The following is a 15955-nucleotide window of genomic DNA, read 5'->3' as shown; positions in this document are numbered from 1 at the left end:
CGTGCCTCGTGACATTTTAAGCTGGTCCGTTAGGCGTATGTTTTAACAAACAATCCTTTTAGGAAGACTAAGCTATTTAACTTTTTTTCACAAAAATATGTTTAAATTCCTGCTAGGTAATACTAGGGATGTGCTTGACAGCCCAGTAAATTTTTGGTATCTTGAAAACATCAGTTTATATTAACTTTATTTATAATAATATTAAGGATTAGAGGAGGGTAGAAAAAAATGCACAGGATATCAATCACTGAAATATGCCTCGCGGCCATAGTTTTTACATCATTGATATCCATCGTTCGTACTGTCTTTTAGGTTCTTCGCGGGTATTGAGGTGCCCCCCTCAGTGCCCACACTTTATACATTCTATATTATAACTCAATTTCAGATTTTTTAATAGATATTGCTAAAATTTCTGTTTAAAAAATAGCCAGTGACATGATATTGTCCGTGACCCAAATTAAAATTTGTAGTAAAGACAATTCACAAGGTGGTGATAGCGTGGGATTTTTAAGTGCCGTACGTGATATAGGCACCCTTGCCGCCGGTACCGGCTGGGAGGCTTACTTGAAGTTTCCGCTGGAGGAGAGTAATGCCCGGGAGCCGGGCGAGGGAAACAAAGTTATCCGTGTTTGGCTGGTTGTGCAGAACCCCGGTGCGGATCAACTGGATGTGCGTGGCGTGGAAAAAATGGATCTGGTTGATTACATGACCGGTCCGGAAATGAAACAAAAGTACTTGTACCGCGATCCTGTGGGCAAAAACACTTTTTGGGGCTTTACACCTTTATTTAAAATGGGTAAACCCAAAAAAGATGTGAATGCACGCAAAAAAGCCCTGGTGGGCGAAGACGGGAATTGGGAAAACAATACCAAATCAATTTATAATAAATTGAAGTACAGGCTGTTGAACGCCTATGAAGCTTGTGAAGTTTTTTCACCAGGGTCGGTGGACAGGATTATGGCTTTTTTAAGCGGGCACGTGGATGATTTGGCCAGCCTGCACCAGGGAAAGGGTTCGTTTTTGCTTGTTTTCGGGGTGGCAAAAGACGGTTTGTTTTGCTACCCGGGGGAAATACCGGCTTTTGTAAAATACTTCAGGCGAAAGCTGGATGAACACGTGCAAAGGAAAGGGGGACAAGACGGGGTAGAAACCGAGTGCTCCTGCTGTGGCGCGCGGACCGGCGACCCGGCGACTGTGGACAAGGTTTTCAAGTTTGCCACTTTTGATAAGGTGAACGTCCTGCCGGGCCTGAATAAGCAAAATCTACTCAAGGTGCTGCCGGTTTGCCAGGCTTGCCTGGAAAAGCTCACCGCGGGCAGGGAAATAATTGAACGTGAACTGACCGACAGCACCACCATTTGGGGTATCAATATCTGGCTGGTGCCCGAGCTGGTGGGATTTGGCGGCGACAGCGGGCTGCTAATGAATGTCATCGATAAACTTAACGTGGATAAAAAAGGCGCCAGGGGAATGGGCCAAGAAGGTGAACGCAGGTTTTTCCGCCAAATGGCCAAGGCGGACCGGGGCGTAGTGTTCCACTTTTTGTTCTGGGAGAGCGTGCAGGCCCAGGAACGGGTCCACCTGATGGTGGAGGATGTGCCCCCGTCCCGCCTGGCCAAACTGGCGGAGGCGTGGCAAAAAGCGCTGGAGATTTGCAACTTGGAATGGGAAGACGATCTTGATACGGGATTGAAGACCTTTTATGCCGCTTGTATGGCGCTTTCGGGAAAAAGCAACGAGGACAAGAATGTGATGCGCGACTACGTGATTAAGCTCATCGGGCGCATGCTGAGGGGGGAGCGTATCCCGGCGGGTTCCTTCAAGACGATGTTTGTACGGCGTATTCCCAAACTGGTCTTCGACAGTGACAGCTGGGGTAGTGTCGGAAAAGCGAGCAAAAGGGGACAACTGGTGGTGGAGTTTATGGAACAAATAAACAGGGAGGTGGTCCAAGATGAAGCCGAACTTGGAGTTTCTTGATGTTTTCGAGGACAAGTATTTAAAAACGCAGTACGGCAAAGGGGTTTTTTTGGCGGGAGTGTTGCTCGGCTACATGGCGAGGTTGCAAGTGGCTAAAAATGATGATATTCATAACGCGCCATTGTTCAAACAATTGAATTTTGGCAAGGTGACCGCGCGGGACCTAAAAAAGCACCTATCCCGGGTGCCGGAACTAATCAAAGCCTACCGCTTTAAGTATTCCTGGCATTTGCAACAGCTGGCCAACGTTGCCGGTGCCCTGCTGCTCCAGGGCGGCGGCAAGGAATTGGGGGTGGATGGCAACTTTGCCTTTACCGTAGGCTTTGCCAACGCTTCCGACTACTTCTGGAACTATATATTTGAGAAGGAAAAAGATAACCAAGATTAAAAGGGGGATGCCTCATGTCTTTTGCCAATAGAAGGGAAATTTTATTTGTATATTCGGTTAAAGACGCCAACCCGAACGGCGATCCTTTAAACGCCAACCACCCCAGGTTTGACGAGGATACGGAACAGGTGTTGGTTTCGGACGTGCGGATCAAAAGAACCATCCGGGACCAGTGGCTGCGCGAGGGGAAACCGGTGTTTGTCGACGGCGAACCAAAGACACTAAAAGGGCGTTTTGAGGAGCTGAAAAAGGAAACCGGCCTGGCAACCGGGCGTGAAATCATGGCTTCCTGCCTTGATACCAGGCTGTTCGGGGTTACCTTCGCGCTGGGCAAGGAGTCCTTTTCCTGGACCGGGCCGGTTCAATTCAAATGGGGACGCTCGCTGCACGCAGTGACGGTGGACTTTGTGCAGGGCACTTCCGCCTTTACCACAGAGGGCAGGGAAGGCCAGGAAAAACAACAGCGTTCGTTCCGTAACGAGTACAAAGTACCGTTCGCCTTAATCGCCGTCTACGGAATCGCCAACCAGCATGCTTCGGAAAGAACGGGTGCTTCCGGCGAAGACCTGGAGTTGCTGCGGGAGGCCCTTTGGACGGGTACCGAAAACCTCATTACCCGCAGTAAAAACGAGCACATGCCCCGTTTTTACCTGGAAATTGTTTACCGCCCAGGTTTTGCGGGAAAAATCGGGTCCCTGGATGAGAAGGTCGTTTTAATAAACGAAGCCGGTGAACCGCTGTCCAAGGATGAAGGGCGGGCTCTGCGTAATCTGAAGGGATGCCGGTTGGATATGACTGAACTGGTGCGGGTGGTTGATAACTTCAAGGAACATATAGAGTCAATAGTTGTTCGCAGGGACAGGGATCTGGAAGTACAGGGGCTTAGCGATTTAAAGGGCCTGGGATTGAAAACAAACGAACTGCAGGGGTGATGGCATGACCCTGGTGTTTGAAGTAACCTCGGAACTGGCCATGTTCAGAAAAGGGTATACAACCACATCCATGGTTTCCTACCCCTTTATGCCGCCCATCGCTTTGGCCGGTCTGATCGGGGCCATTACGGGTCTTGACAACGGGGCGGGTGAAACCGCAGAAGGGGCGCAGTTTTGGACAAAACTCCAAGGCACACAAGTGGCGGTGGCGATCAGGTCTCCCATCAACTGGTTTATTACCGCTGTGAACTTGCTAAAGTATAAAAGCGGCAGCGGCGAGATGGGCGAACACATTCAGCCCAAACATCAATTTTTGAAGCGCCCGCGCTACCGGGTGTATGTGCGGGGAGGCGATATTTACCAGACCTTGAAAACCCAACTGAGTCAAGGTGAATGCGTGTTCACTCCCTATTTGGGAGTGGCGTATGCCCTGGCGGATATTAAATTCCTTGGAGAATTTCAGGAAGAAGAGGTAGATGCCCTTTCCGTTGACGTGCATAGCGTGGTGCCTGTGCCCGTAAACTGGGGCAGCCTGGATATTGACATTTTAAAAAGCAGGGCTGTTTACAAAGAAATAGTACCGGTCAAACTGGACGAAAGCAGGGCTCTTTTAACATCCAGCCCGGTTTTGTACAGCGACATAGGAAAAGCGGGCGTGATTTGTTTGCGCAATAAAGGAGATTTACAGATAAGCAAGGTGGGAGATGATGTAATTGCCTGGTTTGCCCCCTGGTAAAACTGAAAGCCATCCCGGCCGCGCTCTGGAAGATCACCTGTTACATACCGCCCGCCTGGCGGAAGGAATCGCCCGGGCAAGTCTTGGTTGGACGCCCGGCAATTTGTTGGCAACTTGTCTTCTGCATGATGTTGCCAAAGCCCACCCGCGTTTTCAGTCCCGCCTGGGAACGGGCAAAGGACGTTATGCGCACGCCGAGCCTTCCGCCTACATTACTCTTCTCGTCACCCGGGATATTATTGCCGCCGAGGCAGTACACCGCCATCATAGCAGAGCCAGGAACAGTTTTACCAGCTACTGGTATGACCTTGGCCACAAGGAACTTTGTGATGTGGTAAAGGATATGCCCCTGTGGCCGGGATGCGTAAAGGTATTCGAAAAGCTGGGGATGAACAATATCACCGGGTGGGGGGATTTGCTTCCGTCTGCGGACGAGCTGGATGACTTGCTGGAGGAAGCATACGAGCTATCTTTAAATGAACAGAACTGGCTTAATTTCAGGCTTATATATTCCCTTTTAATCGCAGCGGACCGCATGGACGCCGTGAGCGGCGGGACAAAGGAATTGCTTCCCCCCACTTTGCAGGTTCCCGGCGATAAAGTTGATCATTATTTAAGGTCTTTAAAGAGCACACAACTAACAAGCTGGCGCCACAGGGTGAGGGAAAAAGTATTGCAACATGCTGAAAACTTGCTTTTAGGCCCCAGGGTGTATACCCTCACCCTGCCCACCGGGGCGGGAAAGACTTTACTGGGCCTGGAACTGGCAATGAACATCGCAAGACGGGAAAACAAGCAAGCGATATTTTACGTGTTGCCTTTTATATCCATTGTGGAACAAAATAGCAAAGTCGCCAAGTCCTTGTTGCCGCAAGTTCAAGAGGACCATTACCTGGCTTACGGAAATGAAGAAAAAAACAAGGATGATGAAGAGGGTGACACGCATAAAAAATTCATGGCTTTGTTTAGATACTGGTACGAACCAGTGGTGGTAACCACCTTTGTGAAGCTATGGGAGGTATTGTATTCACCCCGGGGCAACGACGCCATGTCTTTTCACCGCCTGGCCAACTCGGTGGTTATCCTGGACGAGCCCCAGAGCGTTCCGGCCCGGCTTTGGAAAGGGTTCGGCGAAACTCTGAACTTTCTTTCCCACAACCTGAATACCACTTTTATTCTGATGACGGCGACGCAGCCAAATATTGCCAGCGGTGTGGAACTGGCCCCCGCCGCAATAGAACTTCCCCGGTCGCGTTACAAAATTCATTTTTATCGTGACAAAGGTGACTTGCAACGGATAATTACATTACTGGACGAACACGGCTTTCCTTCCCGCAGCACCCTTGTGGTGGCCAACACGCATCGTGCCGCGCTGGAAATTTATTTTTTACTTAAAAACATTATTCCGGACGGCGAGGAAATATTTTTTCTCTCCAGCTGGGTAACCCCGCACGACAGAAAAAAAATCATGGACAGGGTGAAGGAAAAGGAAGAAAACAAACAATTAAGGTACTTGGTATCCACGCAAGTGGTGGAAGCCGGCGTGGATCTTGACTTTGAATTGGTGATCAGGGATTTCGCTCCCCTGGACAGCTTGATTCAGGTGGCCGGCAGGTGCAACCGCCACTCGGACATAAACGAGGGACAAGTTCTGGTGTATGAAATGTGCGACGATAACGGCAGAAGCCTTTCCATGCTGGCTTACCGGGACCCGGTGTTGTTAAATGCAACCGCGGAGGTTTTCAAAGAGTTGAATGATAGTAATCCTGTATCTGTTAAAGAAGCCGGCATGCCCGGCGTTTTGGAAAAGTACTATGATAAGTTGACCACATCACTGGAAAAGGACGGTCCCTGGTACAAAATTCAACAAGGTCAATGGGAGTACTGGAAAGGTTTAATTGAAGAACATGCCGATGAGCAAACGGTTTTTATTGACCGGAATGGGAAAATCAGGGGCAAGTTGGATAAGTTATCCCAAATGGACAAAGGAATAGACAACAGGCATAAAATCAAGGAACAATGGAATCAGATTAAGCAACATGCCATCAGCGTGCGAAAAAAAGAATTAGATGACTGGTTGGAAGCAGAAAAGGGTTTCATCGTGGACGAAGAAATAAGAGCCATTGAAGAATACAAAGATGGTATGTGGATAATAAATCCACGGGGTTTGCAGCGTATTTACCTGTCCGAATTGGGGTTTATCCCGCGAGACATATATCAAAAGTATTTAGTTAATGAGGGGTAAAAAAATTGCACATGTACCTTGTATTTAAACCGGTGAGTGAAAATTTTCCCGTTCCTATCAACTACAACTACCTAGTCCAATCGGCCATTTATTCCAGCTTGGGTAATGAGTTGGCGGAACAGCTGCACGACGAAGGATATATGGTAGGCAAAAGAAAATTAAAGCTTTTTGCCTTTTCCCGGCTGATGGGCCGGTATGAATTGGACCGGGAAAGAAAAACAATTAATTTTCCGGATGGCTTTAAACTGGTTATTTCCTCGCCGGACCATCGTTTTCTGGAGTCGCTGGCCCAAAACCTGTTGCATTCCGGTTTGCTGCGCCTGGGGTTGTCAATCTTCGAGTTACAAGGAATTGAAACGCTGGACTATCAAGTTGATAGCGACCACATAAAGGTGAGAACTATATCCCCCATTGTGGTTTACAGTACTTTATTGAAACCCGAAGGCGGTAAATACACCTGTTATTACCAGCCAGGAGAGCGTGAATTTGCCAATCTTTTAGCTAAAAACTTGCGTAAAAAATACGAAGCTTATTATAATCAAAAAGCTCCGGAAGGAGAAGTTTCACTTAAGCCGCTAAGTAGGCCCAGGTTACATGTAACCAGTTATAAGAACACGGTAATTAAGGGATATTCCTGCCGTCTAATAATAAACGGGCCAAAAAAATTATTAAAAATAGGTGTGGATGCCGGGCTGGGCGCCAAATGCAGCCAGGGATACGGGTGTATTGAAATTTTTAAAACAATGAAAGGTATCACGGATTTTAGTAAATATTGTGATTATTAAACAAAGGTAATATAATTTAATTATAGATAACGAAAGCTTAAAACGAGTAGTAAACTATATTAAAGTTACCATTTTTAGTAAATATCAACGGGCTATGATTATGGTAATTTTTTTTGGGGTGCTCGAAAAACCAACGCCAGCAGCACCATATTATGTACACCGGAGAATTATGATCTGTATTTGAGCAGCCAGGGACCATGATAATAATTGAAAACAAAGTTTATCAAATCTGTCGTCGATTACCGGTAGCGTAAAAAAACCGGGACAACGACGACAACTAAAAAAACCTGTAGGCCTTGTGATATAAGGAAAATGTTAAAATATAATGTTGATAAACTGTCCCGGTCTCTTATACAAAGAGCTTATTTTTTGAGACTTATAACGGGTTTTTAGCCTGCCTATAAGGAATTGAAACCCAGTCGGTCAAAAATTCTTTAAAAAGCTCCTTCAAAGTTTTTAGCCTGCCTATAAGGAATTGAAACCTCCGGGTACGCTTCGGTCACGTACCCGCTGCCGGCGGTTTTTAGCCTGCCTATAAGGAATTGAAACAATAACGTGGAATACCCACAGCAGCGCTAAAATAACCGTTTTTAGCCTGCCTATAAGGAATTGAAACAAGCATGCGCGGATTGGGGAGTGGCTACGAAGGAAGGTTTTTAGCCTGCCTATAAGGAATTGAAACCAAATTACGGCGGGGCGCGTGATTATATTGATACTGGTTTTTAGCCTGCCTATAAGGAATTGAAACGTGTAATCAGCGTACATTCTCTGAATGGTGTCAATGGTTTTTAGCCTGCCTATAAGGAATTGAAACATAGAAATATCACAGAAGAAAGGTTTTTTGGGTAGGGGTTTTTAGCCTGCCTATAAGGAATTGAAACTTCCGTTCTCGTTCCGTTCAATATCGTCACTTCTACCGTTTTTAGCCTGCCTATAAGGAATTGAAACATCTTTCCAGGTTTTTAATCCGCTCTTCCAGCTTCGTTTTTAGCCTGCCTATAAGGAATTGAAACCCTTGCAGCCAGCTTTCATATCCAGGCAGAAAAGTTGTTTTTAGCCTGCCTATAAGGAATTGAAACAGAGCTTCCTCACGGCTATATACTATTTCATAGTCTGCGTTTTTAGCCTGCCTATAAGGAATTGAAACAGAGCTTCCTCACGGCTATATACTATTTCATAGTCTGCGTTTTTAGCCTGCCTATAAGGAATTGAAACTGGGTGTGATGGTAGACAGTGTAGCGATGTACGTCGCGGTTTTTAGCCTGCCTATAAGGAATTGAAACTTTCTGTTCTCTGCCAGGTATTGCCTAATAATCCGTGTTTTTAGCCTGCCTATAAGGAATTGAAACCCAGGTTAGGCGGCAGGTCATGGGTCTCACCGGTAACAGTTTTTAGCCTGCCTATAAGGAATTGAAACCCCAGATCATAGTCGAGATTAGCGCCGCCATCCGCCGTTTTTAGCCTGCCTATAAGGAATTGAAACACATATCGTAGGTCTTTTCGATGATGAGCAGGCGTTCGTTTTTAGCCTGCCTATAAGGAATTGAAACCCGGTCTCTGGAAGTGCTCCATGACGAAGGAGATGTGTTTTTAGCCTGCCTATAAGGAATTGAAACACATATCGTAGGTCTTTTCGATGATGAGCAGGCGTTCGTTTTTAGCCTGCCTATAAGGAATTGAAACACTGCATTTGGTGCAGGGCCAGGTTGTGGTATGGGTTTTTAGCCTGCCTATAAGGAATTGAAACTGGTAGGGCAGTTCACCATACGAAGTAGAGATCCGGGTTTTTAGCCTGCCTATAAGGAATTGAAACCTGACTACCTCGCCGATTCGGCCTTCGTTCTCACCGTTTTTAGCCTGCCTATAAGGAATTGAAACTTCTATATAGTCATCGTATATCTGAACGAGTACAAACGTTTTTAGCCTGCCTATAAGGAATTGAAACCCAGGAGCAACAGGAGCAGATAGATGTTGCGGACGGTGTTTTTAGCCTGCCTATAAGGAATTGAAACGATAATTGACATCATGGGTGCACCTATGATATTCTTCTGTTTTTAGCCTGCCTATAAGGAATTGAAACACTTCTCGTTCCTGTTCCTTTTTCCGGGCCTTTTTAGTTTTTAGCCTGCCTATAAGGAATTGAAACTTGCACTTTTGCCAAATGGGCCGGTAAAGAACACGGAGTTTTTAGCCTGCCTATAAGGAATTGAAACGTGGCGGCCGGGGTGACTGTAGGGACTGTAGAGGGGTTTTTAGCCTGCCTATAAGGAATTGAAACGTGCTAAATACCGGCCCCAATGCCTCTGGTATACCAGTTTTTAGCCTGCCTATAAGGAATTGAAACTTGGGGATAATGCGCCTCCTGAAACAGCGTTCTTCGTTTTTAGCCTGCCTATAAGGAATTGAAACAATATCCCTGCACCATTGCCTATATCGTATGTAGGTGGTTTTTAGCCTGCCTATAAGGAATTGAAACCCTCATATTCCGCTAAATCCCTTATTTGTCTGTCGTTTTTAGCCTGCCTATAAGGAATTGAAACTGGGTGAGGATCAGGTATCTGCGTATGTTCCCGAAGGTTTTTAGCCTGCCTATAAGGAATTGAAACACATGGAAAAAGCGGGACGGCGTTGGGTGCATGGTGTTTTTAGCCTGCCTATAAGGAATTGAAACCAAATAAGTTTCCCTTTTCTCTGCCATGGGATTTAGCGCGTTTTTAGCCTGCCTATAAGGAATTGAAACTCCAGACGTGGCCTACTCCTTCACTGAAAAACGCCGCCGGTTTTTAGCCTGCCTATAAGGAATTGAAACGTTATATTTTTTCTGGTAAAGTGTTGCAAATGTGAGTTTTTAGCCTGCCTATAAGGAATTGAAACAACGTCTGGACGCAACAGGCTACCCGGTGGATTAAGTGTTTTTAGCCTGCCTATAAGGAATTGAAACTTCAACTCGCCTATGACCTGCTGGCCATTTTTATTGTTTTTAGCCTGCCTATAAGGAATTGAAACCTGGCGCAAAAAAGGCGGCTGGTTGAGCTGCTTGAGTTTTTAGCCTGCCTATAAGGAATTGAAACGACTGGACCACAAGCAGATAACGGGATTGGAAGCGGGTTTTTAGCCTGCCTATAAGGAATTGAAACTGCCTAACAAAATGCACTGAAATCCAGTATTTAGTTTTTAGCCTGCCTATAAGGAATTGAAACAAAATTATTAACAAATAACTCAGCCGAAACGCCGCCGTTTTTAGCCTGCCTATAAGGAATTGAAACGAGATGCAAAAATCAGCGGGCAAATCGGAACACATAGTTTTTAGCCTGCCTATAAGGAATTGAAACAAAAGGCAACATTCACCACCCTAGAAGCGGCAATAGTTTTTAGCCTGCCTATAAGGAATTGAAACCTATTGCCGGTATATCCCATTCCAATGCCAGCGCTGCGTTTTTAGCCTGCCTATAAGGAATTGAAACATGGTTTTGTCGTTTTTATTTAGTATTGCGGCATACGTTTTTAGCCTGCCTATAAGGAATTGAAACAATGGTCTGGAACCGGTTACGTATGCAATAGCAGTGCGTTTTTAGCCTGCCTATAAGGAATTGAAACAACGGTATCTCCTGCCCGCTTAACGCCGTTTCCTGGTTTTTAGCCTGCCTATAAGGAATTGAAACAACACCATATATAACTATATATATCACACATAATAAGTTTTTAGCCTGCCTATAAGGAATTGAAACTGTAGCGAATTACCTCTTTTGCTTTTGTAGTATTTAGTTTTTAGCCTGCCTATAAGGAATTGAAACGAGACCACCCGCCTTTATGCGGCACTCTCTGGCCCGTTTTTAGCCTGCCTATAAGGAATTGAAACGGAACTAGATCAAGTTGTTTATAATGCCCTTTACAGTTTTTAGCCTGCCTATAAGGAATTGAAACCCCCCCCGTTGGCAAAATCGACGGTTTACGGGCTGTTAGGTTTTTAGCCTGCCTATAAGGAATTGAAACATTGGGGCAATGGCGTATACACCACAGTTGCCGCATTTGTTTTTAGCCTGCCTATAAGGAATTGAAACAAAGAGATCGAAGCGCGGAAAGGCCGGAAGGGAATCGTTTTTAGCCTGCCTATAAGGAATTGAAACGATCAGTACAATGACGGTACAATGACTAATTACCGGTTTTTAGCCTGCCTATAAGGAATTGAAACCTAAAACCGGCTTCATCCAAGGCCAGCGCGTCCAGTTTTTAGCCTGCCTATAAGGAATTGAAACAAGCGTCGCTGAAGGGTATAAGCCTCTCTGAGGCTAGTTTTTAGCCTGCCTATAAGGAATTGAAACTGGGTTAATCCTGCTGCAAGCCTTGCTTCTCTTAGCCGTTTTTAGCCTGCCTATAAGGAATTGAAACCTCTAATTCTACCACAAGTACGCGTGCTTGCAATAGGACGTTTTTAGCCTGCCTATAAGGAATTGAAACCCTGATATACCCGCAATAACTAATAAATTCCCCTTTTCTGTTTTTAGCCTGCCTATAAGGAATTGAAACATGGAATTATGTTTATGTAAAAATTCGCGCGTCCCTTCGTTTTTAGCCTGCCTATAAGGAATTGAAACTTAGCTCTGTCACACTGTACACCCCCTTTGCAAAAGTTTTTAGCCTGCCTATAAGGAATTGAAACGTGGACTGGACCAGCTTCAAAATGCTGATGTCCGGGGTTTTTAGCCTGCCTATAAGGAATTGAAACCATATTTTTCAATCCTATCCCCCCGCACAGCGCCGGGTTTTTAGCCTGCCTATAAGGAATTGAAACATACTTTACCCGAGCAGGACCGGGGAAGGCTGGGCATAGTTTTTAGCCTGCCTATAAGGAATTGAAACTAAAAATCCCCGGGTAATTTTTTTCATTCCCTCATCCGTTTTTAGCCTGCCTATAAGGAATTGAAACGAAAGGGTAATTAATAAAGGAAGTCATGTAATGGGGTTTTTAGCCTGCCTATAAGGAATTGAAACAGAGACTGTTCTAGCCCTTTACCGGTGCCGCCGAAGGTTTTTAGCCTGCCTATAAGGAATTGAAACAGCGCCAGTATGCGTTCAGTAACCTTTTGGGCATCGTTTTTAGCCTGCCTATAAGGAATTGAAACCCTCTCCGGGTGCAACCCCCCTCAGTCGCTTATCAGTTTTTAGCCTGCCTATAAGGAATTGAAACACTGCCCAGCGAACGGCGTCCTTTTGGTGGGGCTTTAGGTTTTTAGCCTGCCTATAAGGAATTGAAACTCGCCGACCTGGCGACTAGACGCAGAATCATCGAGGCGTTTTTAGCCTGCCTATAAGGAATTGAAACAACGGCGTCTATTAACTCGTAAAATTAGGCACGGGGGGTTTTTAGCCTGCCTATAAGGAATTGAAACAATAGTTCAATCGCTTTTGTTCTGCTGAATTTTTGTTTTTAGCCTGCCTATAAGGAATTGAAACATGCTTTGGCTATGTGGCACAAGGTAACGATGTTTGGGGTTTTTAGCCTGCCTATAAGGAATTGAAACCATCATGCGAGCCATAACAAAATTGATACCCACTACGTTTTTAGCCTGCCTATAAGGAATTGAAACAATTTCATCAGCACCAACTGGCCGTTTTCATAGGTTTTTAGCCTGCCTATAAGGAATTGAAACCAACCTGGGGAAGTGACACTTGGAAATAGGCAATTGGCGGGTTTTTAGCCTGCCTATAAGGAATTGAAACCCGGGCTAACGAAGCTGAAATGCTCCGCGGCACTAAGGGTTTTTAGCCTGCCTATAAGGAATTGAAACACCTTGATAGGATCTTTCTCTAATAGCAGGTTTTTAGCCGTTTTTAGCCTGCCTATAAGGAATTGAAACTGTATTAACCCAGGGGCCCTGTGCCGGCTGTCGGCCCGTTTTTAGCCTGCCTATAAGGAATTGAAACATTTTGGTTACATATAATGTTTTCATTTTATACTCCGTTTTTAGCCTGCCTATAAGGAATTGAAACCTTTCATCTCGGTAACATATAACTCACGGTAAACATACGTTTTTAGCCTGCCTATAAGGAATTGAAACTAAAATCATCCGGCCCCTTTTCTATGGCCGTTGGCGCCGTTTTTAGCCTGCCTATAAGGAATTGAAACCGAAGGGTAATGGAAGTACAGACAAACAGAATAGATGAGTTTTTAGCCTGCCTATAAGGAATTGAAACTGGTCAAACCTTCCCGCCGTATCAGCGGCGGCAACCCGTTTTTAGCCTGCCTATAAGGAATTGAAACTTTCTGTATTTCCGGTCAAGTATTGATAGGCATCATCGTTTTTAGCCTGCCTATAAGGAATTGAAACAAATCAGCTTGAGAGCCAGCTGCGCCCCCTGCCGGGTTTTTAGCCTGCCTATAAGGAATTGAAACGAATGTGAAAAAGGAGGTAGAATATGACGTCGTTAAGTTTTTAGCCTGCCTATAAGGAATTGAAACTCTTTCTGACGCCATGCCCGGAATTAAAAATGCCGTGGTTTTTAGCCTGCCTATAAGGAATTGAAACGGGCCGGCCTATATTTCGCCTGCGTGCGCAAATAAAGGTTTTTAGCCTGCCTATAAGGAATTGAAACTGTAAGGAGGGATAACATGTCCGATGTCTACATGCGTTTTTAGCCTGCCTATAAGGAATTGAAACTCTATGGCTTCCGTGATTTCATTAACCGTGTAACCTTCGTTTTTAGCCTGCCTATAAGGAATTGAAACTATCAGCGACCTGTCAGTTTCAATTCCTCATAGGCGTTTTTAGCCTGCCTATAAGGAATTGAAACCAGTGCTGGCATACTCATTACGTAGCGGATCTTCGAAGTTTTTAGCCTGCCTATAAGGAATTGAAACCGCCAAACACGGGAGAAGTTGTACAGCTCAGGACAGGTTTTTAGCCTGCCTATAAGGAATTGAAACTCGCAACGAGTTTTGACCCTCTGCCGGGCGAGTTTTATGTTTTTACATTTAGGACATTTGTCCGGCTAAAAAACTCTTAGTATCACAGAATATCTTGATTTTTCGGCATCCCCACCTTTCATCCACACTAACATTTCGTGATGGGGACTTGCCGGTGTAGGCGGGATGTAAGGAGCCCGTAGGGCGACTGAAATCCCGCCTACACCGCGCGGCGCACGGCCGGGGGCCGTCGTCTCCCCTCGACGGATACAGCGTTTTTTAGGAATACAACCGTGCGGACATTTGTCCGGTTAAAAAACCTTGCTATTACTCGGTTTTTGGGGAGCCCCCGGCGCCGGTGTCCGGACATTTGTCCGGCGCTTGCCCGGTTTCAAAGAGTTCCGGGTGATGTTGCCTGATAATCTCCAGGTGCTGTTTTACCACTTTTTTGCCCCGTCCGGTAAGGTGGCTGATTTCGACGAGACCCATCCCCCGGCGCACCAGGAACTTGATCCGCTCGTAGTCTTTGATGTACCGGTCTACGGCTTCCTGGCTGTGGTTGACCTGCCGGGCAATATCCGGCGGAGCGACTTTCTTTTCGTACAGTTCAAGGATAATCCGCTTGTGGGTGATCCCGGGCCCCATGTCCAGCTTGTTCCCTTTGATCGGCAGCACGACCTGGTGCTCTTCCTGGTATTCTTTGATCCGCTTGGACACGGATGTGGGTGTCCTGTTTACCATCAGGGCCAGTTCTTCAATGGTTAGCAGGCCCCCCTGCTCATAGGCGGAGTTGATCAGCCGGACGATCTTTGCTTTGTCCCGCTCTGTGGACGGCAGGTTCTCCATCATCCGGAGGTCTTCTTCAGCTATAAGCGGTAGCGATATGCGGGTGTTTTTGTAGTCTTCGACCCGCTGGCCCAGTTTTGGCTTCTTGTTGTCACTGGAGGTGGTGATCCAGGTAAGATTACCATAGGCTTCTTGACCGGCTCGCGGGTAAAATTCGTCTCTTAACTGGCAGATATCGTCGGCAATGAGCTCAATGACTTTGTGACTGCCGATAAGCTTGTATTCCCGTTCGAGCATTTCAATGAGGGCGCTTCGAAACGTGCGTTTTCTTATGGCATTTTCTTTATTGTTAACCATTTTCATGAAACTGCAAGGCCCCCTTTTTGCTCTTCACTTGCTACGTTGCGGCTTGCTTTGGTGATCAGATCTTGTAGTCTTTCGGCATGTTCGGGGGTGTTGTGGCGCAGGTAAAGTCCTGCGTATTCCCTGGCCAGACGCTCTGATATGCCGGCGATATGGGCGGTTTCCGCCAGGTTCAAACCTTTTTGGATACACAGGACCACCCGGGCAAAGTCCATGATGTATCTTTTAATGGAAGTGGTTGTGTGCCGGGTTGTCCGGGCGATCTCGGAATAGGTCTTGTAGTCGAGATACAGGCTGACAATCCACGCTTTATGGGATATGCTCGGGCCTATGTCGTGATATAGGCCGCGGGTTTGCACTCGAATGCCGCGTTCTTGCAACTGCTTGATGGTACGCCTGATGGTCCGGACGTCTACCTGGAGTATGTCGGCGATGTCTTCCTGGGTAAGTACGCCGCCCTGTTCAAGGGCTTCTTCGGTCATCCGGCAGATCTGCACTTCGCGCAGTCCGGACGCGCCATGTTTGCGAAATACCTCCTGATCTTCGGCGCCGGCGTCAACGGTTAGCTTTACGGTTACTTTGGGCAGTTCGCGCAATCTGGGCCCATGCTTTGCTTTTATGGAAACAACCTCCGGATTACCCGACCGGTTTCACACATCCGGTCGGGGTCATAGCGGTCGAGTTCGTAGATCTCTTTGACTGTATTGATCTTGGATCCGGCAAGTAGCCGGCTCAAAAAACCGCAAACCCTTGAAAACAAACAACTTTTTTCTCCATAAACCTGCAAAAAAATTGACAAAAAAAGAGGAACACCTTTCCTCAAAGAGAAATTGGTA

The 15955-nt window shown here is 46.2% G+C and carries 8 protein-coding genes and 1 CRISPR repeat array; of the genes, 6 read left to right on the top strand and 2 right to left on the bottom strand.

Features of this window, described 5'->3' with window-relative positions; genetic code table 11:
• Window positions 1–498: 498 nt before the first annotated feature.
• From IT084_RS04205 to cas6, 6 genes are read left to right on the top strand one after another with little or no spacing between them, the layout of a single operon-like run.
• A complete protein-coding gene (locus IT084_RS04205; protein WP_195711449.1) occupies window positions 499–1980 on the top strand; it encodes a TM1802 family CRISPR-associated protein in 1482 nt (493 codons plus the stop codon).
• Window positions 1955–2368, top strand: coding sequence for a TM1802 family CRISPR-associated protein (locus IT084_RS18500; protein WP_195711447.1), 414 nt, complete (start codon window positions 1955–1957; stop codon window positions 2366–2368). Before IT084_RS04205 ends, IT084_RS18500 begins: the two co-directional genes overlap by 26 nt.
• Before the next feature lie 14 nt (window positions 2369–2382).
• On the top strand, window positions 2383–3300 hold the full coding sequence (gene cas7b, locus IT084_RS04195) for a type I-B CRISPR-associated protein Cas7/Csh2 (protein WP_195711445.1): 918 nt from the start codon (window positions 2383–2385) through the stop codon (window positions 3298–3300).
• 4 nt (window positions 3301–3304) lie between these two features.
• Window positions 3305–4036, top strand: a complete 732-nt coding sequence (gene cas5b, locus IT084_RS04190; protein WP_195711443.1) for a type I-B CRISPR-associated protein Cas5b — start codon at window positions 3305–3307, stop codon at window positions 4034–4036.
• On the top strand, window positions 4014–6281 hold the full coding sequence (gene cas3, locus IT084_RS04185; RefSeq protein ID WP_195711441.1) for a CRISPR-associated helicase Cas3': 2268 nt from the start codon (window positions 4014–4016) through the stop codon (window positions 6279–6281). The genes cas5b and cas3 overlap by 23 nt, the downstream gene beginning before the upstream one ends.
• Before the next feature lie 11 nt (window positions 6282–6292).
• On the top strand, window positions 6293–7066 hold the full coding sequence (cas6, locus tag IT084_RS04180; protein ID WP_195711840.1) for a CRISPR-associated endoribonuclease Cas6: 774 nt from the start codon (window positions 6293–6295) through the stop codon (window positions 7064–7066).
• 385 nt (window positions 7067–7451) lie between these two features.
• A CRISPR array of direct repeats spans window positions 7452–13991; the repeat unit is 30 nt; unit sequence GTTTTTAGCCTGCCTATAAGGAATTGAAAC.
• 306 nt (window positions 13992–14297) lie between these two features.
• Here cas6 and IT084_RS04175 read toward each other — a convergent pair.
• Complete coding sequence (locus IT084_RS04175) at window positions 14298–15119, bottom strand: DUF1670 domain-containing protein (protein ID WP_195711439.1); 822 nt, start codon at window positions 15117–15119, stop codon at window positions 14298–14300.
• Entirely contained in the window at window positions 15116–15739 is a 624-nt protein-coding gene (locus IT084_RS04170) for a DUF1670 domain-containing protein (protein WP_313885424.1), read from the bottom strand. Before IT084_RS04170 ends, IT084_RS04175 begins: the two co-directional genes overlap by 4 nt.
• Window positions 15740–15955 lie beyond the last annotated feature (216 nt).

Origin of the sequence: Desulfallas sp. Bu1-1 (assembly GCF_015594625.1) — a bacterium.
GTDB lineage: Bacteria > Bacillota > Desulfotomaculia > Desulfotomaculales > Desulfallaceae > JADNRQ01.
The sequence above is the reverse complement of the archived record's forward strand: the minus strand, read 5'-3'. Positions and strand labels throughout refer to the sequence as shown.